This is a genomic window from Pseudomonas sp. PDM18 (genome assembly GCF_014852585.1).
Classification (GTDB): Bacteria; Pseudomonadota; Gammaproteobacteria; order Pseudomonadales; family Pseudomonadaceae; genus Pseudomonas.
Map to the genome: position 1 here is coordinate 41,480 of NZ_JACVBX010000004.1, position 24,626 is coordinate 66,105.

The 24,626-nt window shown below is 64.9% G+C and carries 22 protein-coding genes; 10 read left to right on the forward strand and 12 right to left on the reverse strand.

The features are described from left to right. Nucleotides 1-86: 86 nt before the first annotated feature. The 4 genes from IB274_RS10220 to IB274_RS10235 all read right to left on the reverse strand — a co-directional run bounded on the left by IB274_RS10220 (nt 87) and on the right by IB274_RS10235 (nt 4,918). A complete protein-coding gene (locus IB274_RS10220; protein WP_192431834.1) occupies nt 87-896 on the reverse strand; it encodes a putative RNA methyltransferase in 810 nt (269 codons plus the stop codon). Continuing rightward, a complete protein-coding gene (locus IB274_RS10225) occupies nt 896-1,081 on the reverse strand; it encodes a hypothetical protein (RefSeq protein ID WP_192431835.1) in 186 nt (61 codons plus the stop codon). Before IB274_RS10225 ends, IB274_RS10220 begins: the two co-directional genes overlap by 1 nt. Beyond that, nucleotides 1,078-2,235 carry a succinyl-diaminopimelate desuccinylase gene (gene dapE, locus IB274_RS10230; protein ID WP_192431836.1) on the reverse strand — a complete coding sequence of 386 codons (1,158 nt, stop codon included), beginning with the start codon at nt 2,233-2,235 and terminating at the stop codon, nt 1,078-1,080. The genes IB274_RS10225 and dapE overlap by 4 nt, the downstream gene beginning before the upstream one ends. Before the next feature lie 82 nt (nt 2,236-2,317). Next, nucleotides 2,318-4,918, reverse strand: a complete 2,601-nt coding sequence (locus IB274_RS10235) for a glycosyltransferase (RefSeq protein WP_192431837.1) — start codon at nt 4,916-4,918, stop codon at nt 2,318-2,320. Between the two features lie 301 nt (nt 4,919-5,219). Here IB274_RS10235 and tcdA point away from each other — a divergent pair, with 301 nt between their 5' ends. Continuing rightward, nucleotides 5,220-6,026 (forward strand): tRNA cyclic N6-threonylcarbamoyladenosine(37) synthase TcdA, encoded by an 807-nt coding sequence (gene tcdA, locus IB274_RS10240; RefSeq protein ID WP_192431838.1) that lies wholly within the window; start codon nt 5,220-5,222, stop codon nt 6,024-6,026. An 81-nt stretch (nt 6,027-6,107) separates the two neighbouring features. Here tcdA and IB274_RS10245 read toward each other — a convergent pair whose 3' ends face one another. The 5 genes from IB274_RS10245 to IB274_RS10265 all read right to left on the reverse strand — a co-directional run bounded on the left by IB274_RS10245 (nt 6,108) and on the right by IB274_RS10265 (nt 9,880). Then, a complete protein-coding gene (locus tag IB274_RS10245; protein WP_192431839.1) occupies nt 6,108-6,518 on the reverse strand; it encodes a SufE family protein in 411 nt (136 codons plus the stop codon). Further along, the gene (locus IB274_RS10250) at nt 6,515-7,720 is read right to left on the reverse strand and encodes an aminotransferase class V-fold PLP-dependent enzyme (protein WP_192431840.1); all 1,206 of its coding nucleotides are present in this window, start codon (nt 7,718-7,720) and stop codon (nt 6,515-6,517) included. Before IB274_RS10250 ends, IB274_RS10245 begins: the two co-directional genes overlap by 4 nt. Before the next feature lie 94 nt (nt 7,721-7,814). Further along, complete coding sequence (dapD, locus tag IB274_RS10255) at nt 7,815-8,849, reverse strand: 2,3,4,5-tetrahydropyridine-2,6-dicarboxylate N-succinyltransferase (RefSeq protein WP_081517880.1); 1,035 nt, start codon at nt 8,847-8,849, stop codon at nt 7,815-7,817. Nucleotides 8,850-8,891: 42 nt separating this feature from the next. Beyond that, the gene (locus IB274_RS10260) at nt 8,892-9,518 is read right to left on the reverse strand and encodes a LysE family translocator (protein WP_192404103.1); all 627 of its coding nucleotides are present in this window, start codon (nt 9,516-9,518) and stop codon (nt 8,892-8,894) included. A gap of 11 nt (nt 9,519-9,529) precedes the next feature. Continuing rightward, nucleotides 9,530-9,880, reverse strand: coding sequence for an ArsC family reductase (locus tag IB274_RS10265; protein WP_192431841.1), 351 nt, complete (start codon nt 9,878-9,880; stop codon nt 9,530-9,532). Between the two features lie 170 nt (nt 9,881-10,050). Here IB274_RS10265 and IB274_RS10270 point away from each other — a divergent pair, with 170 nt between their 5' ends. Then, nucleotides 10,051-11,715 (forward strand): Na+/H+ antiporter, encoded by a 1,665-nt coding sequence (locus tag IB274_RS10270; RefSeq protein WP_192431842.1) that lies wholly within the window; start codon nt 10,051-10,053, stop codon nt 11,713-11,715. A 184-nt stretch (nt 11,716-11,899) separates the two neighbouring features. Here the strand turns inward: IB274_RS10270 and dapC are convergent, their stop codons facing one another. From dapC to map, 3 genes are all read right to left on the reverse strand, one after another. Continuing rightward, nucleotides 11,900-13,096 (reverse strand): succinyldiaminopimelate transaminase, encoded by a 1,197-nt coding sequence (dapC, locus tag IB274_RS10275; protein ID WP_192431843.1) that lies wholly within the window; start codon nt 13,094-13,096, stop codon nt 11,900-11,902. A 28-nt stretch (nt 13,097-13,124) separates the two neighbouring features. Then, nucleotides 13,125-15,824: a [protein-PII] uridylyltransferase gene (locus IB274_RS10280; RefSeq protein ID WP_192431844.1), complete on the reverse strand. Its 2,700-nt coding sequence runs from the start codon at nt 15,822-15,824 to the stop codon at nt 13,125-13,127. A 270-nt stretch (nt 15,825-16,094) separates the two neighbouring features. Then, on the reverse strand, nt 16,095-16,892 hold the full coding sequence (gene map, locus IB274_RS10285) for a type I methionyl aminopeptidase (protein WP_225594795.1): 798 nt from the start codon (nt 16,890-16,892) through the stop codon (nt 16,095-16,097). 303 nt (nt 16,893-17,195) lie between these two features. Between map and rpsB the strand changes: the two genes are divergently transcribed. The 8 genes from rpsB to rseP all read left to right on the forward strand — a co-directional run bounded on the left by rpsB (nt 17,196) and on the right by rseP (nt 24,571). Continuing rightward, nucleotides 17,196-17,936: a 30S ribosomal protein S2 gene (rpsB, locus tag IB274_RS10290; protein WP_045210003.1), complete on the forward strand. Its 741-nt coding sequence runs from the start codon at nt 17,196-17,198 to the stop codon at nt 17,934-17,936. A 125-nt stretch (nt 17,937-18,061) separates the two neighbouring features. After that, a complete protein-coding gene (tsf, locus tag IB274_RS10295) occupies nt 18,062-18,931 on the forward strand; it encodes a translation elongation factor Ts (RefSeq protein WP_192431845.1) in 870 nt (289 codons plus the stop codon). A gap of 206 nt (nt 18,932-19,137) precedes the next feature. Next, on the forward strand, nt 19,138-19,875 hold the full coding sequence (gene pyrH, locus IB274_RS10300; protein WP_017521181.1) for a UMP kinase: 738 nt from the start codon (nt 19,138-19,140) through the stop codon (nt 19,873-19,875). Nucleotide 19,876: 1 nt separating this feature from the next. Continuing rightward, nucleotides 19,877-20,434: a ribosome recycling factor gene (gene frr / locus IB274_RS10305; RefSeq protein WP_045210004.1), complete on the forward strand. Its 558-nt coding sequence runs from the start codon at nt 19,877-19,879 to the stop codon at nt 20,432-20,434. 16 nt (nt 20,435-20,450) lie between these two features. Beyond that, nucleotides 20,451-21,206, forward strand: a complete 756-nt coding sequence (gene uppS, locus IB274_RS10310; RefSeq protein WP_192431846.1) for a polyprenyl diphosphate synthase — start codon at nt 20,451-20,453, stop codon at nt 21,204-21,206. Beyond that, nucleotides 21,200-22,015, forward strand: coding sequence for a phosphatidate cytidylyltransferase (locus tag IB274_RS10315; RefSeq protein WP_192431847.1), 816 nt, complete (start codon nt 21,200-21,202; stop codon nt 22,013-22,015). The genes uppS and IB274_RS10315 overlap by 7 nt, the downstream gene beginning before the upstream one ends. Then, complete coding sequence (gene ispC, locus IB274_RS10320; protein WP_192431848.1) at nt 22,012-23,202, forward strand: 1-deoxy-D-xylulose-5-phosphate reductoisomerase; 1,191 nt, start codon at nt 22,012-22,014, stop codon at nt 23,200-23,202. Before IB274_RS10315 ends, ispC begins: the two co-directional genes overlap by 4 nt. A gap of 16 nt (nt 23,203-23,218) precedes the next feature. After that, nucleotides 23,219-24,571: a sigma E protease regulator RseP gene (gene rseP, locus IB274_RS10325; protein ID WP_192431849.1), complete on the forward strand. Its 1,353-nt coding sequence runs from the start codon at nt 23,219-23,221 to the stop codon at nt 24,569-24,571. Nucleotides 24,572-24,626: the final 55 nt, after the last annotated feature.

Consider the following 24,626-nt stretch of genomic DNA (forward strand, 5'->3'; position numbering starts at 1 on the left):
AAAGCGGAGTTTACGTGCAGTAAATGAGCATTTTGAATTTGTTTTTAACGCCGCGTGAGCGAGCGCAGGCCGGCCTGGGGCCGGCTTCAGGGTTCTTGGCGTTCCAGCCAATCGTAGCGTACCGCGACCGTCACCTCGAAGGGCTCGGCAAGGATGCGCTCGCGCCGCTCGGGGTTGACCCGCCAGCCGTGGGGCGTCATCGCCAGCAGGTGCTCGCGGGCTTCGCGGGTGTGCAGCGGCAGCTTGAAGCTCAGTTGTTCGGTGTGCGCCAGTTTCAGCTCTTCGGGCAGGTCCGCGAGGTGCTTGTCCTCGACGTACTCGCGAACTTCGTCGTACAGGCGCTGGCGCAGTTCCAGCAGGTGGTCGCGCGCCGGGCCCAGGCGCAACACGCCGCCGCCGGGAGTGAGCAGGCGAGCCGCTTCCTTCCAGTCGATCGGGCTGAACACGCTGGCCAGCAACTGGCAGGAAGCATCGGCCAGCGGCACACGGGCCATGCTGGCGACCATCCAGGTCAGCTGCGGAGCGCGCTTGCAGGCGCGTTTGACGGCCTCGCGGGAGATATCCAGCGCATAGCCGTCGGCCTGCGGCAGGGCCTCACCGAGTTGTGCGGTGTAATAGCCCTCGCCACAGCCTATATCCAGCCAGCGCCCTGGAGCGCGCTCGGCGGCCAGTTCGGCCAGGCGCTTGGCCAGCGGAGCATAGTGGCCGGCGCCAAGGAAGTGCCGGCGTGCCTCGACCATGGCGGCGTTGTCGCCCGGGTCGAGGCTCTTCTTGTGCTGCACCGGCAGCAGGTTCAGGTAACCCTGGCGGGCGCGGTCGAAGCGGTGGCCGGCGGAGCAGGCGACGCCGTTGTCGACTTCAGTCAGCGCCTCGCGGCACAGCGGACAGATCAGCATCACTTCGTCACCGGCGCAGGCACCAGCGGCTGCGGCAGGTCATTACGCAGCACGGTGGGCAGGGAGCGACGACGTTGGGCAATCTGATAAACGCGCAGGGAATAGCGCCGCTCGGCGGCTGGTGCGGGCGGCGGGGTATCGGGCTGTACGGCGCCCAGGCAAAAGCCTTTGTTCGGTCCACTCATGCCAGCAGTCGCACCAGGGTCTGATAATAGATTTCGGTCAGCACATCGAGGTCGCTGGCCAGCACGCGTTCGTCCACCTGGTGAATGGTGGCGTTCACCGGGCCGAGTTCGACCACCTGGGTACCCATGGTGGCGATGAAGCGGCCGTCGGAGGTGCCACCGGAGGTCGACGGAGTAGTCTCGCGGCCGGTGACCGCGCGGATCGCCGCCGCCACGCCATCGAGCAGCTCACCCGGTTGGGTGAGGAACGGCAGGCCGGACAGTGCCCAGTCGATGTGCCAGTCCAGGCCGTGCTTGTCGAGGATCGCCGCGACGCGTTGCTGCAGGCCTTCGACGGTGGATTCGGTGGAGAAGCGGAAGTTGAAGATCACCTTCAGCTCGCCGGGGATAACGTTGGTCGCGCCGGTGCCGCCATTGATATTGGAGATCTGGAAGCTGGTCGGCGGGAAATAGTCGTTGCCGTTGTCCCAGTGCTCGGCGGCCAGTTCGGCAAGGGCCGGGGCGGCGAGGTGGATCGGGTTTTTCGCCAGGTGCGGGTAGGCCACGTGGCCCTGCTTGCCGCGCACGCTGAGGGTGGCGCCGAGGGAGCCGCGACGGCCGTTCTTGACGATGTCACCCACCAGGGTGGTGCTCGACGGCTCGCCGACGATGCACCAGTCCAGGCGCTCGTTGCGCGCCTTCAGGCGTTCGACCACGGCTTTGGTGCCGTGATGGGCCGGGCCTTCCTCGTCGCTGGTGATCAGGTAGGCGATGCTACCGCGATGGTCCGGGTGGTCGGCGACGAAGCGCTCGGTGGCGATGATCATCGACGCCAGGCTGCCTTTCATGTCAGCCGCGCCACGGCCGCAGAGCATGCCGTCGGCGTCGATCAGAGCGTCGAACGGCTGGTGCTGCCAGGCCTGCTCGGGGCCGGTGGGGACTACGTCGGTGTGGCCGGCGAAGCACAGCACCGGGCCGTTGGCGCCGTCGCGGCCCTGGCGCAGGGCCCAGAAGTTATCCACATCCTCGATGCGCATGGGCTCCAGGGCGAAGCCGCAGGCGTCCAGGCGCTGCATCATCAACTGCTGGCAGTCGGCATCGACCGGTGTGACGGAGGGACGGCGAATCAGCTCGCAGGCGAGGGCCAGTGTCGGCGAGAGGGACATTGAGGGCATCCTGGGGTGGAACGGAAAAAGGCGCCCATCTTAAAGCAAAAACGCCGGCGCATGGCCGGCGTTCTTGGTTACGGATGGGCGGTCAGGCCGCTGGTGTCGCCGAGCTGGCTACCGGCGCTTCCTGGGCCTTGGGCGCCGCGGACAGCATCGCCATCACCAGGGCGGCAAGGTAGGGCAGCGACTGCACTAGCAGCATGGCGACCCAGAACATCATGTCGCGGCTCGGCACGCCCTGCACCAGCACGATGCCCAGCGCCGCGCCCCACAGCAGCAGCATGATGAATACCTCCTCACGGGCTTCGGCCAGTGCGACCAGCAGGCCGTGGTTGGAGGCCATCTTCGGCGTGCGGAAGAACGGGATGGTCTTGGTGAACGTCCCGTAGAGCACCGCCTTGGCGATGGTATGGGACAGCGCAAGGCCGGCCACGGCTGCCTGGAACGAGCGCAGCAGGTTCACGCCCACCGCGCGGCGGTAGAGGAACATGATCTTGCCGAACTTGAAGAAGAACAGCGCCAGTGGCGGGATGGCGAAGATCAGCAGCGGCGGGTCGACCCGCTTGGGCACGATGATCATCGCCGAGGACCAGAGCAGCGCGCCGACGGTGAAGAAGATGTTCATGCCATCGGCGATCCACGGCAGCCAGCCGGCGATGAAGTGGTAGCGCTGGCCGAGGGTGAGCTTGCTGTCCTTGCCCTGGAACAGCGCGCGGGCGTGGCCCTTCATGATCTGGATGGCGCCGTAGGCCCAGCGGAAGCGCTGCTTCTTGTAGTCGATGAAGGTGTCAGGCATCACGCCCTTGCCGAAGCTCTGGTGCGAGTAGGCGGCCGAGTAGCCTTTCTCGAACACTCGCAGACCCAGTTCGGCGTCCTCACAGATGGTCCAGTCGGCCCATTTCAGCTCGTCCATCACGGTGCGGCGGATCATGGTCATGGTGCCGTGCTGGATGATCGCGTCGCGGTCGTTGCGGGTAACCATGCCAATGTGGAAGAAGCCCTTGTACTCGGCGTAGCAGAGCTTCTTGAAGAGGTTTTCCTCGCCGTCGTGGTAGTCCTGCGGAGACTGCACCACGGCGATCTTCGGATCACTGAAGTGCGGCACCATCTGCTTGAGCCAGTTCGGCTCGACGCAGTAGTCGGCGTCGATCACTGCGACGACTTCGACGTCCGGTGCGGTGTGCGGCAGGATGTAGTTCAGCGCGCCACCCTTGAAGCCGGCCAGCGGCGCGACGTGGAAGAAGCGGAAGCGCGGGCCGAGCACTTCGCAGTAGTCGCGCACCGGTTCCCAAACGGCCGGGTCCTTGGTGTTGTTATCGATGATCAGGACTTCGAAGTCCGGATAGTCGAGCCTGGACAGCGCATCCAGGGTCTTCTTCATCATCTCCGGCGGTTCGTTGTAACAGGGTACGTGCACCGAGACCTTGGGCCGGTAGCCGGTATCGGCGAGCACCGGATCGAACGGCCGGCGGCGCTTGCGTACCCAGACGGTCTCGGCCAGTTCGTGGGCTTCGGTGAGCAGGACGATGAACACGCCCAGTGCGCCGATGCCCAGTAGGCCGCCGACGGTCATGCTGAACCAGGTGCTGTACTGCTGGCTGTAGTCGTAGGCGATCCACACCAGCACCGAGCCGCCGGCGAAGGCGACCACGGTGAGGAAGGTCCGCCCGCGCTGGCGCAGGGCGCTGCCGTCGATCATCAGCAGGGTCAAGGCGAGCAGCGCCATCACCACCGAGGCGACTGCCAGGGCTCGCCACTGCGGAATGTTCACCACCGGCCCGTCGAAGTTGAACTTCGGTTGGCGCTGGGCGTTGTAGACGCCCCAGTAGGCGCCCACCGAGCCCTCGTCGCCGACTTTCCACGGCTGGTCGAAGGCCTCGACGACGAAGTAGTTGTAGCCGCGCTTGTTCAGTGCGTTGGTCAGCGTGCGCAGATAGATGGCCTGGTCCGCCTGGGTGGCGTCGGCGCCGCCGCGCATGCGGCCGTTGCTCGGCCAGCCGACTTCGGCCAGCAGTAGCGGCTTGCGCGGGAACTTGGCGCGCAGCTCCTTGGCGCGTTCGAGGACGAACGGGATGGCATCGTTCATCGCCGTGTATTCCCAGTAGGGCAGCACGTGGGCGGCGATCAGGTCGACGTGCTTGGCCATCTCCGGGTACTTCTCGTAGATGTGCCACTGCTCGGCGGTGGTCACCGGCACCTTCACCGCCTTGCGCACGCGGTCCAGGTAGGCGGTCAGTTGCTCGACCGTGACCTCGCGGCGGAACAGCGCTTCGTTGCCGACTATCACCCGCACCACGCTGCGCGAGTTGTTGGCGATCTCGATGCCGCGCTCGATCTCGGCTTCGTTCTCCGCTTCGTCCGGGCCGATCCAGATGCCGAGGCTGACGCGCATGCCCAGCTCTTCGGCCAGGCGCGGGATATCCGCCAGCGAACCCTTCACCGAGTAGGTGCGGATGTTGTCGGTGCTCTTGGAGACCAGTTCCAGGTCCGAGCGGATCTCGTCGTCGCTGGGGAACTGGTTCTTCTGCGGATTCTGGTTCAGGCGGAAGGGCGAGAAGGAGAATCCGGAAATGCTTTCCGGCCAGTCGGGAACGCTGACGGGACGGTTATAGAGGGCCCAGAAGCCGGTGAAGAGTGCCGCGAGGGCAACGAACACCACCAGGTTGAGGCCGAACTTGCGTGCAGGCATGGTGCGATCGGGTTCCAAAGGGTGGAACGGGGAGGGGCCGGGACAATCTCTGTACGGGATAGCTCGGTCGGGGCGCATCCTACCCCGCACTCCGGAGGCTGTACAGGTTGCCGGCACCTTCCGCCGCATGGGCGTTCGTGGGCATTTTCCGACAGTTTAGAATGTGTGGCAGGCGCGTGACTGAGACTGCGGCAATTGGGCTTTGTTGCAGGCAGGCCCAGGCTGATTGTTATGGGAGCCCGGTCGTTACAGTAGGCCGGTCGTTATAGAATGCCGGCCGTTTCGAGATGAGGTGTGGGCGATGCAACTGGATGAACAGCGTTTCGGCGGAATCGCGCGGCTGTACGGCCGTGAGGGCCTGGAGCGGCTGGCGACCAGCCATGTGGCGGTGGTCGGGATCGGCGGCGTTGGCTCCTGGGCGGCCGAAGCCCTGGCGCGCAGCGGCGTGGGCGAGATTTCGCTGTTCGACCTGGACGACGTCTGCGTCACCAACACCAACCGCCAGGTGCATGCCATCCAGGGCGCCGTGGGCAAGCCCAAGGTCGAGGTGATGGCCGAGCGCCTGAAGGCGATCAACCCGGGCATCGTCGTACACGCCGTAGCCGATTTCGTTACCCGCGAGACCATGGCGGACTACATCACCCCGGAGCTGGACTGCGTGATCGACTGCATCGACAGCGTTGCCGCCAAGGCCGCGCTGATTGCCTGGTGCAAGCGCCGCAAGCTGCAGATCATCACCACCGGTGGCGCGGGTGGGCAGGTGGACCCGACGCAGATCCAGGTCGCCGACCTGAACAAGACCTTCAACGACCCGCTGGCCGCCAAGGTCCGTTCGACGCTGCGCCGCGACTACAACTTCTCGCGCACGCCCGGTCGGCATTACAGCGTGCAGTGCGTGTTCTCCACCGAGCAGCTGCGCTACCCCAAGCCGGACGGCACCGTGTGCCAGTCCAAGAGCTTCGTCGGCGAGGGAGTGAAACTGGACTGCGCCGGCGGTTTCGGCGCGGTGATGATGGTCACCGCGACCTTCGGCATGGTCGCGGCGGCGCGGGCTGTGGACAAGATCGTGGCCGGGGCGCGGCGGCCTTCGGAGCGCGTTGCGGAATAGAGCTATCTGTAGGAGCGAGCTTGCTCGCGAACGGGTTTCCCGGCAGCTACGGAATCAAGCGATTCGCGAGCAAGCTCGCTCCTACAAATCTCCGATCAGTTCCTGCATCCGTTTCAGCACGGCATTCAGGCCGTTGCTGCGCGACGGCGACAGTTGCCGGCCCAGCCCCAGTTGTTCGAACCAGCCCGGCAGATCGATGGTGGCCAGCTCGTCCGCCGGCAGGCCATCTACCCGCACCAGCAGCAACGCCAGCAGCCCACGCAACAGGCGCGCATCGCTGTAGGCGCGGAAGTGCCAGCGCTCGTCGCGCCGATCCGCCACCAGCCAGACGTTGCTCTCGCAGCCCTGCACACGCTGCTCGTCACTTCTCTCGGCTTCGCTCAGCGGCTCCAGGCGCTCGCCCCACTGCATCAGCAGGCGGGCCCGTTGTTCCCAGCCCTGCAGGGAAATGAATGCCTGCAGCGCTTCGCCGGCTGCGACGGGCAGGCTCATCGCAGCAGCTCCAGGGCGCTGTCCAGCGCGCTGAAGAAGCGCTCGATATCCGCGCCGTCGTTGTACAGGCCAAGGGAGACGCGCAGGGCGCCCGCGACATCCAGGGTCTTCATCAACGGCATGGCGCAGTGGTGCCCGGCGCGCACGGCGATGCCCTGCTCGGTAAGCAGGTGGCCGAGGTCGGAGACGTGCACGCCCTCGACCACGAAGCTGGCCAGCGCCACTTCCGGGGCGCCCAGCACGCGCACCCCGTCACGGGCGCGCAGGCCGGCCAGCAGGCGGGCATGGAGGAAGTCCTCGTGGGCGCTGACTTCGGCGCGGTCCTGCGCGGCCAGCCATTCCAGCGTGGTGCCCAGGGCGATCACCGGGCCGATAGGCGGGGTGCCGGCCTCGAAGCCCATGGGCGCGCTGTGGAACTGCGAGTCGAAGTAGTCCGCCACGCGCACCATCTCGCCGCCGAACTGCCAGTGCGCCAGGCGCTCCAGCGCTTCCGGGCGGCCCCAGAGCAGGCCGAGGCCTTCCGGGCCGTAGAGCTTGTGGCTGGAGCAGACGTAGAAGTCACAGCCCAGCGCGGACAGGTTGTGCCGGCCGTGGACCACGCCCTGGGCGCCATCGACCACGCTTAATGCACCGTACTGGCGGGCCATCTGCAGCAGTTCCGGCAGCGGCTGCCAGGTGCCGAGCACGTTGGACAGCTGGCTGACGGTGAGCAGGCGGGTGCGCGGGCCGATCAGGCTCGCGGCGCGGTTCAGATCGATGCGGCCGTCAGCGTCCAGCGGCAGCACTACCAGCTTCAGGCCGCGACGCTGCGCCAGTTGTTGCCAGGGCAGTAGGTTGGCGTGGTGTTCCAGCGCACTGACGACGATCTCGTCGCCCGCCCGGAACCGGCCTTCCAGCCCGTAGGCCAGCAGGTTCAGCGCCTCGGTGGCGCCGCGGGTGAAGATGATCTGCGCCGGGCTGCCGCCATTGAGCCAGTTGGCGGCCAGCGTGCGGGTCGCCTCGAAGGCTCGGGTGGCGCGCTCGCCGGGCAGGTGCTGGGCGCGGTGCACGTTGGCGGCGCCGTTGGCGTAGTAGCCGGCGAGGGCGTCGATCATGGCGCGCGGTTTCTGCGCGGTGGCGGCGCTGTCGAGGTAGGTCTGGCCTTCGGCCTCGAAGGCGGCGAGGGCCGGGAAGTCGGTGCGCCAGGGCGAGGGAATGGGCATGGGCGTGCGGCCGGTTGTGGAGAATGGAAAACGGGGGCCGCAGCCCCCGCTTCTCAAAGCTTAGTGCGTACCCCGCGCGAGCGGGGCGCCCAGCTTAGTTGTGCGCGTGCAGCGCCTCGTTCAGTTCGATTGCAGTCTTGTTGGTCTTGCACTCGACTGCACCGGTCTGCGAGTTGCGGCGGAACAGCAGGTCGGCCTGGCCGGCCAGGTCGCGGCCCTTGACCACTTTCACGAGGTTGTTCTGGTCGTCCAGCACGGCGATCTTGGTGCCGGCGGTGACGTACAGGCCAGCCTCGACGATGTTGCGGTCGCCCAGCGGGATGCCGATGCCGGCGTTGGCGCCGATCAGGCAGCCTTCGCCGACGCTGATGACGATGTTGCCGCCGCCGGACAGAGTGCCCATGGTGGAGCAGCCGCCGCCCAGGTCCGAACCCTTGCCGACGAACACGCCAGCGGAGACGCGGCCTTCGATCATGCCCGGACCTTCGGTGCCGCCGTTGAAGTTGACGAAGCCTTCGTGCATCACGGTGGTGCCTTCGCCGACGTAGGCGCCCAGGCGCACGCGGGCGGTGTCGGCGATACGCACGCCGGCCGGGACCACGTAGTCGGTCATCTTCGGGAATTTGTCGACGGAGAAGACTTCCAGCAGCTTGCCCTTCAGGCGCGCTTCCAGTTGCAGCTCGGCCAGTTCGGCCAGGTCGACGGCGCCCTGGTTGGTCCAGGCGACGTTGGGCAGCAGCGGGAAGATGCCGGTCAGGTTCAGGCCGTGGGGCTTGACCAGACGGTGCGACAGCAGGTGCAGCTTCAGGTACGCCTCCGGGGTGGAGCTGGGGGCGGCGTCTTCGGCCAGCAGGGTGGCGACCAGCGGCTTCTGGCTCTCGGCCAGGCGGTTGAGCAGGGCGGCCTGGGCGGCGTCGACGGTCTCGACGGCGTCGGCCAGCTGGTAGGCCTGGTGAGCGGTGAAGGCGATCGCCTGGTTGCCGCCTTCGTAGGCCAGCAGCGGGGCGATGGCAGCGACCAGTTCGGCGCTGGGGTTGAGCAGCGGCTGCGCGTAGAAGACTTCCAGCCAGTTGCCCTGGCGGTTCTGGGTGCCGACACCGAAGGCGATGCTGAACAGGGATTTCGACATGTGGGGGATTCCTTGAAAGAGATTCTCGAATAGCGAATTCGGTCAGGCCGGACGGCGGCTGAGCAGCAGGCCCAGCCCGGCGCTGCCCAGCAGCGCGGCACAACCACGGTTGAACAGGCGCCGGGCGCGTGCCCCGGCTAGCAGCTTGCCGAGGCGGACCCCGGCGAGCCCGTAAAGGGCGATGGCCAGCCATTCCAGAAGCAGGAAGGCTGCGCCGAGTTGGGCGAACTGGGCGCCCACGGCCTGACGCGGATCGACGAACTGCGGCAGGAAAGCGGTGAAGATGAGGATTGCCTTGGGATTGCCAGCGGCCACCCAGAACTCCTGGCGAGCCAGGCGCCACAGGCTGGTGGCGGGAGCCGGGGTGCCGTCCACCGACAGGTTCGCCGTCGGGGCGCGCCACAGCTGTACAGCGAGCCACAACAGGTAACCGGCGCCCACCAGCTTGATCGCCAGGAACAGCCAGGCCGAAGCCTGCAGCACCAGCGCCAGGCCGGAAGCGGCTAGGGCCAGCATTCCGGCGAAGGCGACCAGCCGGCCGCCGCCCGCAACGGTGGCGCGCAGCAGGCCGAAGCGTGCGGCATTGTTCAGCGACAGCAGGTTGTTCGGTCCCGGCGCCATATTCAGGGCGAAGCAGGCGGGGAGGAACAGGGCCCAGGCGATGCTCATCGTGGCGTTGCTCAGGCCAGTGCGGCGGCGTAGGCGTCGGGCTTGAAGCCGACCAGGGTGCGATCACCCAGGTCCAGCACCGGGCGCTTGATCATCGACGGCTGCGCGACCATCAGTTCGATGGCCTTGTCCTGGTCGAGATCGGCCTTCTGCGCGTCGTCGAGCTTGCGGAAGGTGGTGCCGGCGCGGTTCAGGACGGTTTCCCAACCATGCTCGGCGCACCATTGGCGCAGGTGTTCGCGGTCGATGCCGCTACTCTTGTAGTCGTGGAAGGCGTAGTCGACGCCATGTTCGTCCAGCCAAACGCGGGCCTTCTTCATGGTGTCGCAAGCCTTGATGCCAAACAGCGTCCGCTGACTCACGGGGCGCTACTCCTTTTCGATACATTTTTCAGGCGCGGGATTATGCCATTTCCCAGCGCCTTGCGGGACGCCGCCGGGAGGCCGGCGTATTGCAACAGTTTTTTGCCCGATGCGGGGCTGATCCGGCCCGCGCCGGGTGCTTCAATGGATGGCTGTGCTGGAGTTCGTCGATGCAAACCGTTTACACCGTGTTGATCCTGCTGCTGGTCGTAGGGGGAACCCGGCTCGCCGCGCAGCTGATCCCGCTGCCCCTGCCTTTGATCCAGATCGCCGCCGGCGCCGCGCTGGCCTGGCCAAGCCTGGGGCTGCACGTGGGGCTGGACCCCGAGCTGTTCATGTTCCTGTTCATCCCGCCGCTGCTGTTCGCCGATGGCTGGCGCATGCCCAAGGGCGAGTTCTGGAAGATGCGCTGGCCGATCCTCACCCTGGCCTTCGCCCTGGTGCTGTTCACCGTGGTCGGCGGCGGCGTGTTCATCCACCTGCTGATCCCCGAGGTTCCCTGGGCCGCGGCATTCGCGCTGGCGGCGGTGCTGTCGCCCACCGATGCGCTGGCAGTCTCGGCCATCGCCCAGAATCGCCTGCCCAGGCGCCTGATGCATGTGCTGCAGGGCGAGGCGCTGATGAACGACGCTTCCGGCCTGGTGGCGTTCAAGTTCGCCATCGCCGCCGCCCTGACCGGCACCTTCTCGCTGATGGATGCCAGCCTGAGCTTCCTGCTGGTGGCAGTCGGCGGCCTCGCCAGTGGTGTTTTTCTCAGCTGGCTGCTGGGGCGCATCCGCGCCTGGATGATCCGCCGCGGCTGGGATGATCCGGCTACCCACGTGGTGCTGATGCTGCTGTTGCCCTTCGCCTGCTACATGATCGCCGAGGAGTTGGGCGTCTCCGGCATCCTCGCGGCGGTGGCGGCAGGCATGATGCAGAGCTGGGTCGACCTGCTACCCCGGCAGACCAACACCCGCCTGCTCAACCGCAGCGTCTGGTCGATGTTGGAGTTCACCTTCAACGGCGTGGTGTTCCTGCTGCTGGGGTTGCAGCTGCCGGACATCCTCAAATCCGTCGCTCATCACGCCGACGATGTGATGTGGCGCTCTTCGCTGCTGCTGTTCTACGTGCTGGCGGTGTACGCGGTGCTGTTGCTGCTGCGCTTCGGTTGGGTCTGGTGCTACTGGAAGGTCTCCGTGCGCTTCGAGCAGTGGTGGGGCATCGAGCTGGGAGGCAAATCGGGCGAGCCGGTGCTGCGGCTGTCGGCCATCTCGGCGCTGGGCGGCGTGCGTGGGGCGGTGACCTTGGCGGGCGTGCTCTCGGTGCCCCTGTTGCTGCTTGATGGCACGGCCTTCCCGCAGCGCGACCTGATCATCTTCATCGCCGCCGGGGTGATCCTGGTGTCCCTCCTTTCGGCGACCATCGGCCTGCCCATTCTCCTGCGCGGCCTGCCGGTACGCAGCAACGACCAGCGCGAGCTGGAGGTCCAGGCGGTCTGGCGCAAGACGGCAGCGGCGGCCATTCACATGCTGGAAGGCGAGGAAATGGCCGCCAGCGAAGGAGGCGGCGATGCCGATGAGACGGCGCGGCTGGCAGAGATGAAGGCCAAGCTGATGGCCGAGTACCGCCACGAGCTGGACCCGGCGCCGGACAGCAAGGAAGCCCGCGAGCGTGCTCGTGCACTGGAGCTGGCCGACCAGGCGCTACGCATCAAAGCGCTGCGCGCGCAGCGGCTGGAGCTGTATCGGATGCGCCGCGAACACGAGATCGACGACGAGACCATGCGCGAGGTGCTGGGCGAACTGGATAACCAGGAGGCCTGGGTGACCAGCAAGGCGGGGCGCTGGGTGTGACGAGCTCTTCATAGGGGCGAGCTTGCTCGCGAAACCAGTTACCCGACGGATTCGGAGCTGGGCGGTTCGCGAGCAATAACGATGGCGTCCCCCCTCGCTCCTACAAGGATTGTTCAGATTGTAGGGCGGAGAACCTGGACGGCGGATAACGCTGCCGCGTTATCCGGCCGACCAGTGCAGAGGGTTAGAGGCTCTGCACGTACTGCTTGATGCGCTCGGCCGCTTCCACGCATTCGGCCAGCGGAGCCACCAGCGCCATGCGCACGCGGTTGGCGCCGGGGTTCTCGCCATTCACTTCGCGAGACAGGTAGGAGCCTGGCACCACGGTGACGTGCTGCTGGTCGAACAGGCCACGGCAGAACTCGGTATCGGCCACCGGGGTTTTCGCCCACAGGTAGAAGCTCCCGTCCGGGCGCTGCACGTCCAGCACGCCGCCGAGGATGTCCAGCACGGCATCGAACTTCTCGCGGTACAGGTCGCGGTTGGCGCGTACATGGTCCTCGTCCTTCCAGGCCGCGACGCTGGCCAGCTGGGTTTGAACCGGCATGGCGCAGCCGTGGTAGGTGCGGTAGAGGAGGAATTTCTTCAGCACCTCGGCGTCACCGGCGACGAAGCCTGAACGCAGGCCCGGCAGGTTGGAGCGCTTGGACAGACTGTGGAACACCACGCAGCGCGCAAAGTCCGAGCGGCCCAGTTCGGCGCAGGCGGTCAGCAGGCCGGCCGGCGGGTTCTGTTCGTCGAAGTACAACTCGCTGTAGCACTCGTCGGCGGCGATCACGAAGTCGTGCTCGTCGGCCAGGGCGATCAGTTTCTTCAGGGTTTCCAGCGGGACCAGCGCGCCCGTGGGGTTGCCCGGCGAGCAGAGGAAAAGAATCTCGCAGCGCGCCCAGACGTCCGCCGGAACGGCGTCGAAGTCCGGGTTGAAGCCGTTGTCTTCCAGGCACGGAAGGTAGTGCGGCTCGGCGCCGGCCAGCAGGGCTGCGCCCTCGTAGATCTGGTAGAACGGGTTCGGGCTGATTACCAGGCCCTTGGCATTGCGGTCCACCACGGTCTGGGTGAAGGCGAACAGCGCCTCACGGGTGCCGTTCACTGGCAGCACGTGGCGCGCGGCGTCCAGCCAGCCGGCTGGCACCTTGAAGCGGCGCTCGCACCAGGCGGCGATGGCTTCGCGCAGGGCGGGGATGCCCAGCGTGGTCGGGTAGACAGCCAACTGGTCGAGGTTGTCGGCCAGGGCCTTGGCCACGAAGTCGGGCGAGCGGTGCTTGGGTTCGCCGATGGACAGCGCGATGGGCTTGAGTTCCGCCGGCGGCTGGGCGCCAGCCAGCAGTGCGCGGAGCTTCTCGAAGGGGTAGGGCTGGAGCGAGTCAAGGGCAGGGTTCATGGCAAGGCTCTTTCTTTCTGAATGCTGACTAGATACTGATGCGCACCGGCATGCTCGGCTGGCCGCCGTCGGAGAGGATGTCCACCAGGGCGGTCTGGATGCGCTTGCACAGCTCCGGGTCCGACAGCGGCTGGTTGTGCGCGTCGGTGACGAAGAACACGTCCTCCACGCGCTCGCCCAGGGTGGCGATCTTGGCGTTCTGCACCGACAGGTCGAAGTCCAGGAACAGCCCGCCGATGCGCGCCAGCAGGCCGGGGCGGTCCGGTGCGGTCACCTCCAGCACGCTGACCTGACGGGCCGCGTCGGTGGAAATGGTCACCTGCGGATTGAAGGCGAAGTGCTTCAGCTGGCGCGGGACGCGGCGCTGGATGATGGTCGGGTACTCGTCCGGGTCCTTCAGGGCATTGACCAGACCCTCGCGAATTTCCTCGACCCGGCTGGGATTGTTGCCGATTGAGCCGCCATCGGCATCGAGCACAATGTAGGTGTCGAGGGTGAACAGGCTGGTGGAAGTGATGATCCGCGCATCCTGAATGTTCAGGTTGAGCTGGTCCATCGCCGCCACGGTCACGGCGAAGAAGTCGTGCTGGTCGCCGGCATAAATGAAAATCTGCGTGCCGCCCTCGAACTCGCGCTGGGCGGTTTCCTTGATCAGCACCAGCGGGGTGCCGTCGTCCGGATGCTGGAGGATGGCTTCGGTGTGCCAGGCGACGTCCGCCGCGCTGTGGCGCAGGAAGTAATCGTCGCCCAGCTGGCTCCAGAGCTGCTCGGCGTCGTCCTGGTCGATGCCGCCGCGCACCAGGATGTCGATGGCCGCGCTCTGCGTCTGGCGGATCTGCTCCTCGCGGTCCACCGGGTTCTCCAGGCCGCGGCGCAGCGCGCGCTTGGTCTCGGTGTAGAGCTGGCGCAGCAGGCTGGCGCGCCAGGAGTTCCACAGCGTCGGGTTGGTGGCGTTGATGTCGGCCACGGTGAGCACGTAGAGGTAGTCCAGGTAGGTCTGGTTGCCCATCAGCTGGGCGAAGTCGTAGATCACCTGTGGATCGGACAGGTCCTTGCGCTGGGCCGTGGTGGACATGATCAGGTGGTTCTGCACCAGCCAGGACACCAGGTTGGTGTCCCACGGCGGCAACTGGTGGCGCTGGCAGAAGTGCTCGGCGTCCACCGCGCCCAGTTCCGAGTGGTCGCCGCCGCGGCCCTTGGCGATGTCGTGGTAGAGGCCGGCGATGTAGATCAGCTCCGGCTTGGGCAGGCGCTCCATGATCTTGCTGGCCAGCGGGTACTTCTCGGCCATGTCCGGGCGGCGCAGCTTGCGCAGGTGCTTGATCAGGTTGAGGGTGTGCGCGTCGACTGTATAGATGTGGAACAGATCGTGCTGCATCTGCCCGACGATCAAGCCGAATTCCGGCAGGTAGCGGCCGAGGATGCCGTAGCGGTTCATTCGCCGCAGGTTGCGGTGGATGCCTTCCTGACACTTGAACAGCTCGATGAACAGGCTGGTGTTGCGGATGTCGTGGCGGAAGTCGTCGTCGATCAGGTGACGGCTGTCGCGCAGCAGGCGAATGGTGTCGGCGCGCACGCCCTTGATCTCCGGGTGCTGGGCCAGCAGCACGAAGATTTCCAGCAGGGCGAACGGGGTGCGCTTGAAGACGTTGGCGTGGGTGACCTCCAGATAGCCGTCGCGCAACTGGAAGCGGCTGTTGAGCGACTGGATCTGGCCGTTCTCGCCGGCCCGCAGGATGACTTCCTCGAAGTGCTGAGTGATCAGGTCGTTCAGCTCGGAAACGGCCATCACCACCCGGTAGTACTTCTGCATGAAGCGCTCGACCGCCAGCTTGGCGTCGTTGCCTTCATAGCCGAGCATCCCGGCGATGCGCCGCTGGTGGTCGAACAGCAGGCGGTCTTCGGCGCGGCCGGCGAGCATGTGCAGCGCGTAGCGGACTTTCCAGAGGAATTCCTGGCTGGAGGCCAGCACCGCGCATTCGCTCTCCACCAGGAAGCCTTCGCGGACCAGGGCATGCAGGTTGAGGCTGCCGAAGTGGCGGCGGGCGACCCAGAGCAGGGTCTGGATGTCGCGCAGGCCGCCGGGCGACCCCTTTACGTTGGGTTCGAGGTTGTATTCGGTGTCATTGTATTTGGTGTGGCGGTGAATCTGTTCCTTGCGCTTGGCGAGGTAGAACTGTCCGCTGGGCCACATCTGCTTCGTGCTGGTGGCTTCGAGCATGCGCAGGCGCAGGCTGTCCGGGCCGGAGATGGTCCGGCACTCCATCAGGTTGGTGACTACGGTGAGGTCTGCGCGCGCTTCCTCGGCGCACTCGGCCACCGAGCGCACGCTCTGGCCGACTTCCAGGCCGATGTCCCAGAGCAGGGTGAGGAAGCCCTCGATGGGCTCGCGGAAGCTTTCCTGGTCCTCGCTGTCGAGCAGGATCAGCAGGTCGATGTCCGAATGCGGATGCAGTTCGCCGCGCCCGTAGCCGCCCACGGCGACCAGCGCGATGTCGGCGTCGTCGCCCCAGTCGAAGCGATTCCAAGCCTGCTGCAGGATCTGGTCGACGAACCAGGCGCGGTCCTCGATCAGTCGGCGGATGTCGCGGCCGCCATTGAAGCGGGCGTCGAGCACCTCGTTGGCCTGACGAATGGCCTTCTTGAAGGCGGCGATGGGGCTGGATTTGAGGGCCAGTTCCGCCTGGAACTGCCCACGGTCGAACAACTCGGGATCCACCTGCGGCATGGCGGCCTTCCTGATCAATGGCTTAGGGGAGGGCAGGGGCAAGAGGGCAACCGGGCCTATGCGCATGGCGCCAGGCCCGATGGCTGTGCCGGGCCGGGATGTATGTTCTACCCAGCCGTCGGCGAGATTGCAAACCGCACAAAATCTGCTGCGCGTCGGCATAACTGCGTTAAAAACAGGCGAGGACTGCTCATTTACAGCACGTAAACTCCGCGTCCTCGCCTGTTTTTGCCTTGTTCTGCTCTAGCTCGCAAGATTTTGAACAATCATTCAGGCTGAGGTGCGCGGGAAGCTTTCGTCGTTACGCAGGGTCAGGATCTCGTAGCCGTCGGCGGTGACCAGCACGGTGTGCTCCCACTGCGCGGACAGCTTGCGGTCCTTGGTGATGGCGGTCCAGCCGTCGCCCAGCAGGCGAGTTTCCGGTCGGCCCTGGTTGATCATCGGCTCGATGGTGAAGATCATGCCTTCCTTGAGTTCCAGGCCGGTGCCGGCGCGGCCGTAGTGCAGCACCTGCGGCTCCTCGTGGAATACCTGGCCGATGCCGTGGCCGCAGTACTCGCGCACCACGGAGAAGCCGTTCTTCTCGGCGTACTTCTGGATCACTTCGCCGATGTCGCCCAGGCGCGCGCCGGGCTTGACTACGTCGATGCCCTTGTACATGCATTCCTGGGTGATCTGGCACAGGCGGTCAGCCCATTCCGGGGTCTTGCCGACGGAGAACATCTTGCTGGTGTCGCCGTGGTAGCCGTCCTTGATCACGGTGACGTCGATATTGACGATGTCACCTTCCTTGAGCGGCTTCTCGTTGGGGATGCCGTGGCACACCACGTGGTTGATCGAGGTGCAGATGGATTTGGGGAAGCCCTTGTAGTTCAGCGGCGCGGGAATGGCCTTCTGCACGTTGACGATGTAGTCGTGGCAGATACGGTCCAGTTCGTCGGTGGTGACGCCGGGCTTGACGTGCTCGCCGATCATTTCCAGCACTTCGGCGGCCAGACGGCCGGCGACGCGCATTTTCTCGATGTCTTCGGGCGTCTTGATGGTGACGGTCATGCGACTTCTCTTCAGGCGCTGCGTACGCGCGGGTAAATGAGAGGAATACGCAAGTCTATCAGATTCGGCGCCTTTCTATTAAGCGTAGGTGGCCGAGGGTGCTGCCCAGGCGAGGCGGCGGTGAAAGTGCCGGGCGTCCTTTCGGGTTTTGTTCTGGCCGAGGTTGTGGTATAAAGCGCCCCGCTCTGAAGGCTACGGCCATTTCGGAGCATTAACCCACACATGCATCGACACGATGGCCTGGGTGCCTTTCGACACAGTCGGAGGGTTGGCCGTTGGGATGCATGGAGGCCTAACCCGACTTATCGAGGAACTATCATGTCCCAAGTCAATATGCGCGATATGCTGAAGGCCGGTGTGCACTTCGGCCACCAGACCCGTTACTGGAACCCGAAAATGGGCAAGTTCATTTTCGGCGCGCGTAACAAGATCCACATCATCAACCTCGAAAAAACCCTGCCGATGTTCAACGAGGCCCTGACCTTCGTTGAGCGCCTGGCCCAGGGCAAGAACAAGATCCTGTTCGTCGGCACCAAGCGTTCTGCCGGCAAGATCGTTCGCGAAGAAGCTGCCCGTTGCGGCATGCCGTACGTCGACCACCGTTGGCTGGGCGGCATGCTCACCAACTACAAGACCATCCGTCAGTCGATCAAGCGTCTGCGCGAGCTGGAAGTGCAGTCCCAGGACGGCACCTTCGCCAAACTGACCAAGAAAGAAGCTCTGATGCGCTCCCGCGATCTGGAAAAACTGGATCGCAGCCTGGGTGGCATCAAGGACATGGGCGGCCTGCCGGACGCTCTGTTCGTGATCGACGTTGACCACGAGCGCATTGCTATTACCGAAGCCAACAAGCTGGGCATCCCGGTTATCGGCATCGTCGATACCAACAGCAGCCCGGAAGGCGTTGACTATGTTATCCCGGGTAACGACGACGCCATCCGCGCCGTGCAGCTGTACCTGGGCTCGATGGCTGAAGCCGTCCTGCGCGGCAAGAATGCCGGCGGCGTGACTGCTGACGAGTTCGTCGAAGAAGCACCGGCCGAATCCGCCGAAGGCTGATTCCAGGACGTCCAGACGTCCTACGGTGAGCAGGAAGGGGGCTAGGCCCCCTTTTTGCCACCCTGAGAATTCCGCCCGGGTATCCGGGCGATCTGGTTTTGAGAACAACTCAAGAGGATTTCGAAATGGCAGAAATTACTGCAGCATTGGTCAAGGAACTGCGTGAGCGTACCGGCCAGGGCATGATGGAGTGCAAGAAGGCACTGGTAGCCGCCGAAGGCGATATCGAGAAGGCCATCGACGACATGCGCGCGTCGGGCGCCATCAAGGCTGCCAAGAAGGCTGGCAACATCGCCGCCGAAGGCGCCATCGCCGCCAAAGTGGCTGACGACGGCAAATCGGCCACCATCATCGAAGTCAACTCGCAGACCGACTTCCTGGCTCTGCAGGACGACTTCAAGAACTTCGTCGCTGCCAGCCTGGACAAGGCTGTTACCCAGAAGCTGACCGATGCTGCTCCGCTGATCGCGGAACAAGAGCCGGCCCGTGAAGCCCTGGTTGCCAAGTGCGGCGAGAACGTCAACATCCGTCGCCTGGCTCGCACCGAAGGCGAAGTGGTTGGCGCCTACCTGCACGGCCACCGCATCGGCGTTCTGGTCACCCTGAAGGGCGGCAACGCTGAGCTGGCTCGCGACATCGCCATGCACGTTGCTGCCAGCAACCCGCAGTTCCTCGATCCGTCGCAGGTTTCCGAAGAAGCCGTCGCCAAAGAGAAGGAAATCTTCCTCGCTCTGAACGCCGACAAAATCGCTGGCAAGCCGGAAAACATCGTCGAGAATATGGTCAAAGGCCGTATCTCGAAGTTCCTGGCCGAAGCCAGCCTGGTCGAGCAAGCGTTCGTCAAGGATCCGGAAGTCAAGGTCGGTGACCTGGCCAAGAAAGCCGGCGCTGAAATCGTTTCCTTCGTTCGCTTCGAAGTAGGCGAAGGCATCGAGAAAGTCGAAGCTGACTTTGCTGCTGAGGTTGCTGCTCAAGTAGCCGCTTCCAAGCAGTAATAGACAGTCTCACGACTGTCGCCCCGCAAGAGGCTGCCCGCTAACGCGCGCGGCCTCTTTGCCAAACTGGGGAAACCAAAAGGGGCGGTTTCCACGGCGCGGGCCCGCAAGGCGGGTTTAAGAGCGCCGTAAGGCTGGCTGGTCCAAGCTTTCCGCCAAGCGCCCGCAAGGCGCACAGCATTCAATCGCCGCAGGAGAAAAAGGTCATGGCTCAGCAGCTGAGCGCTCGTCAACCTCGCTATAAACGCATTCTTCTAAAACTGAGCGGCGAAGCCCTGATGGGCTCCGAGGAGTTCGGCATCGATCCAAAGGTGCTGGACCGCATGGCGCTGGAAATCGGCCAGCTCGTCGGTATCGGCGTGCAGGTCGGCCTGGTGATCGGTGGTGGCAACCTGTTCCGTGGTGCGGCGCTGTCCGCGGCCGGCATGGATCGCGTCACCGGCGACCACATGGGCATGCTCGCCACCGTGATGAACGGCCTGGCCATGCGTGACGCCCTGGAGCGCTCCAACATCACCGCCATCGTCATGTCGGCCATTTCCATGGTCGGCGTGACCGATCACTACGACCGCCGCAAGGCCATGCGCCACCTGAAGAGTGGCGAAGTGGTGATCTTCTCTGCCGGTACCGGCAATCCGTTCTTCACCACCGATTCCGCCGCCTGCCTGCGCGCCATCGAAATAGATGCTGACGTAGTACTCAAGGCGACCAAGGTGGACGGCGTGTACACTGCCGACCCGTTCAAGGACCCGAATGCCGAGAAATTCGAACGTCTGACGTACGATGAAGTGCTCGATCGCAAGCTGGGTGTGATGGACCTCACCGCCATCTGCCTGTGCCGGGACCAGAAAATGCCGCTGCGCGTGTTCAACATGAACAAGCCCGGCGCGCTGCTGAATATTGTTGTAGGTGGTGCTGAAGGCACCCTGATCGAGGAGGATTGAGATGATCAACGAGATCAAGAAGGAAGCGCAGGATCGTATGGGCAAAACCCTGGAAGCCCTGGGCCATGCCTTCGCCAAGATTCGTACCGGCCGTGCGCACCCGAGCATCCTGGATAGCGTAATGGTGTCCTACTACGGTTCCGACACTCCGCTGCGCCAAGTGGCCAACGTCACCGTGGAAGACTCCCGCACTCTGGCCCTCAGCGTGTTCGACAAGAGCATGATCCAGGCGGTCGAGAAGGCCATCATGACCTCCGACCTGGGCCTGAACCCGGCGACTGCCGGTACCACCATTCGTGTACCGATGCCGGCCCTGACCGAGGAAACCCGCAAGGGCTTTACCAAGCAGGCTCGCGCCGAGGCCGAGCAAGCCCGCGTTTCCGTGCGTAATATCCGTCGCGACGCCCTGGCTCAGCTGAAGGACCTGCAGAAAGAGAAAGAAATCAGCGAAGACGAAGAGCGTCGCGCTGGTGACGATGTGCAGAAGATCACCGACAAGTTCGTCGCCGAGATCGAAAAGGCCCTCGAGGCCAAGGAAGCGGACCTGATGGCCGTCTGACGGCCGGGCTCTCGTCATGGAAAAGACCAAGCAGGTGACGCCCGTGCCCCGGCACGTGGCGATCATCATGGACGGCAACAATCGCTGGGCGAAAAAGCGTCTGATGCCCGGTGTGGCCGGGCACAAGGCTGGCGTGGATGCCGTTCGTGCGGTGATCAAGACCTGCGCCGAGGCAGGCGTCGAAGTGCTGACGCTGTTCGCATTCTCCAGTGAGAACTGGCAGCGCCCGGCAGATGAGGTTGGTGCGCTGATGGAGCTGTTCCTCATGGCCTTGCGCCGTGAGGTGCGCAAGCTCAGTGCCAACGGCATCCGCTTGCGCATCATTGGTGACCGCAGCCGCTTCGCTCCCGAATTGCAGGCGGCGATGCGCGAGGCAGAGGCACTGACCGCCAAAGGCGGCAGCATGCTGTTGCAGGTGGCAGCGAACTACGGCGGCCAGTGGGATATCACCCAGGCTGCCCAGCGTCTCGCCCGTGAAGTACAGGCCGGCCATCTGGCGGCAGAGGAAATCACCCCGGAGCTGATCCAGGGCTGCCTCTCCACCGGTGACCAGCCGCTGCCCGACCTGTGCATCCGCACCGGTGGCGAGCACCGCATCAGCAACTTCCTTCTCTGGCAGCTGGCCTATGCCGAGCTGTATTTCTCCGATCTCTACTGGCCCGACTTCAAGCACGAAGCCATGCAGGCTGCGTTGCAGGACTATGCCTCTCGTCAGCGCCGCTTCGGCAAGACCAGCGAGCAGGTCGAGGCCGAGGCACCCCCGTCATGTTGAAACAACGAATCATCACGGCGCTGATCCTGTTGCCGATCGCGCTGGGTGGTTTCTTCCTGCTCGATGGTGCGGCGTTCTCGCTGTTCATCGGTCTGGTAGTCAGCCTCGGTGCCTGGGAATGGGCACGTCTGGCCGGTTACAACGAACAGTCCGCCCGCGTTGGTTACGCCGCCGTCGTCGCTGCGCTGATGCTGGTACTGGCCTGGCTGCCGCAACTGGCAGGTGCGGTGCTCGTGCTGGCTCTGCTCTGGTGGGTCCTTGCCATCGTCATGGTGCTGACCTATCCGGATAGCGCGTCGAGCTGGGGTGGGCGCTGGCGCCGCCTGCTGATCGGCCTGTTGATCCTGCTGCCGGCCTGGCAGGGGCTGGTCCTGCTCAAGCAGTGGCCGCTGTCCAACTGGCTGATCGTTGCCGTGATGGTGCTGGTCTGGGCTGCCGACATCGGCGCCTACTTCTCCGGCAAGGCCTTCGGCAAGCGCAAGCTCGCCCCGCGCGTCAGCCCGGGCAAGAGCTGGGAAGGCTTCTTCGGCGGCATGGCGCTGTGCCTGGCGATCACCGTCGCCGTCTCCATCTACCGCGATTGGACTGTCCGTGAGCTGCTCCTGGCGTTGCCATGCGCGGCCATCGTGGTGGCCCTGTCGGTCATTGGTGACCTGACCGAAAGCATGTTCAAGCGCCAGTCCGGCCTCAAGGACAGCAGCAACCTGCTGCCGGGGCATGGTGGCGTGCTGGACCGCATCGACAGCCTGACTGCAGCCATCCCGGTGTTCACCGCGTTGCTTTGGGCCGTGGGTTGGGGGACGCCGTGAGTCATCCGCAGTGGATCACCGTGCTGGGGGCGACCGGTTCGATTGGCCTCAGCACCCTCGACGTCATCGCGCGTCACCCTGATCGATATCGCGCCTTTGCGCTCAGCGGCTTTTCCCGGCTGGCTGAGCTTGAGTCGCTTTGCCTGCGTCATCGACCGCGGTTTGTCGTAGTGCCGGAGACAGAGCAGGCGCGTGCGCTGCAGGATCGCCTGAGTTCCGCGGGCCTCGAAGCCTGGGTGCTGGTCGGCGAGGCTGGCCTTTGCGAGATTTCCGCCCATCCCGAAGTGGACGCGGTGATGGCGGCCATTGTCGGTGCTGCTGGTCTGAAGCCTACTCTGGCAGCCGTAGAGACTGGCAAACGAGTCTTGCTTGCCAATAAAGAGGCGCTGGTGATGTCCGGCGCACTGTTCATGAATGCCGTGCGAGCCAGCGGCGCCGTGCTGCTGCCCATCGACAGTGAGCACAATGCGATCTTCCAGTGCATGCCGGCGGACTACGCCCGGGGCCTGGGGGAGGTCGGCGTTCGGCGCATCCTCCTGACCGCCTCGGGCGGCCCGTTCCGTGAAACCCCGCTGGAGCAACTGGCCCAGGTTTCGCCGGAGCAGGCCTGCGCACACCCTAATTGGTCGATGGGGCGAAAGATTTCCGTCGATTCGGCCAGCATGATGAATAAAGGTCTGGAGCTGATCGAGGCCTGCTGGCTGTTCGACGCGGCGCCGTCAAAGGTCGAGGTGGTGATTCACCCGCAAAGCGTTATCCACTCCCTGGTGGACTACGTCGACGGCTCGGTACTGGCGCAGTTGGGAAATCCGGATATGCGGACCCCTATTGCCCATGCCCTTGCCTGGCCGCAGCGGATCGATTCCGGCGTTTCGCCGCTTGACCTGTTCTCCATCGCCCGGCTGGACTTCAGTGCGCCCGATGAGCGGCGTTTCCCCTGCTTGCGCCTGGCGCGCCAGGCAGCCGAAGCGGGCGGCAGCGTGCCAGCGATGCTCAATGCAGCGAACGAGGTGGCCGTCGCGGCGTTCCTCGAGCAGCGCATCCGCTTCACGGATATCCCGGTTATCATCGACGAAGTGCTGAACCGCGAGGCACGCACGCCGGTCGAATCGCTCGATGCGGTGCTGGCGGCCGATCAGCGCGCACGCGGCGCTGCACAGGCGTGGTTGCAGGAACGCGGGCATTGAGCCCGAGGAGGTAGCGATGAGTGCCCTTTATATGGTGGTGGGACTGATTGTCGCCCTGGGCGTACTGGTCACCTTCCACGAGTTCGGACACTTCTGGGTTGCCCGCCGCTGCGGGGTCAAGGTCCTGCGTTTCTCCGTTGGCTTCGGCACGCCTCTGGTGCGCTGGCACGACCGCCACGGCACCGAGTTTGTCGTCGCTGCCATTCCCCTGGGCGGCTACGTGAAGATGCTCGATGAGCGGGAAGGTGATGTTCCCGCCGAGCTGCTCGACCGCGCCTTCAATCGCAAGACCGTATTCCAGCGCATCGCCATCGTGGCGGCGGGGCCAATCGCCAACTTCCTGCTGGCTATCCTGTTCTTCTGGGTCCTGGCTATGTTGGGCAGCCAGCAGATCAAGCCGATCATCGGCTCCGTGGTAGCGAACAGTCCTGCGGCGACCGCCGGCCTGACGTCCGGTCAGGAGGTCGTGGCGGTGGATGGCGAGGCCGTTGACGGCTGGAGCGGCGTCAACCTGCAGTTGGTGCGCCGTCTCGGTGAAACCGGCGAGGTGAGCGTTTCGGTGCTGGAGCAAGGTTCGAGCGCTCCGGCCGTGCACCAGGTGCGCATCAGCTCCTGGCTGAAGAGCGAAGATAATCCCGATCCCATCGGTGGTTTAGGGATTCAACCGTGGCGACCCGCTGTCGCACCGGTAATCGCCGAACTGGACGAAAAAGGACCTGCCAAGGCTGCCGGTCTGCAGATTGGTGACCGGCTCGTCAGTCTGGATGGCCAGTCGGTCACGGATTGGCAGGAAGTGGTCTCGCGTGTCCGCGCCATGCCTGAAGGCAAGGTGACGCTGGGCATCGAGCGCGCAGGCCAGCGCGAGGAGCTTGCCCTGACCTTGGCGGCCAAAGGCGAGGGTAAGGCCCGTACCGGCTACTTGGGCGCGGGTGTTGCGGGTGGCCAGTGGCCTCCGGAAATGCTCCGCGAAGTGAGCTATGGGCCGGTGGCAGCGGTGGGGCAGGCGCTCTCCCGAACCTGGTCCATGAGCCTGCTAACTCTGGATTCTCTAAAGAAAATGGTGCTCGGGCAGCTCTCGGTAAAAAACTTGAGCGGGCCGATAACCATTGCTAAAGTGGCGGGCGCTTCAGCCCAGTCCGGCGTAGGGGATTTTCTGCATTTCCTCGCCTATCTGAGCATCAGCTTGGGGGTTCTCAACCTGTTGCCGATTCCCGTCCTCGATGGCGGGCATCTGCTGTTCTACATGGTCGAGTGGGTGCGAGGTCGCCCACTGTCGGAGCGGGTCCAGGCTTGGGGGATGCAGATTGGCATCAGCCTGGTAGTCGGGGTCATGTTGTTGGCCCTGGTCAACGATCTGAGTCGACTGTAACCGCCCGTTGGTTTTCGGATCTGCCGCCCTTTGCGGCAGATTCTCTATTTGTCAG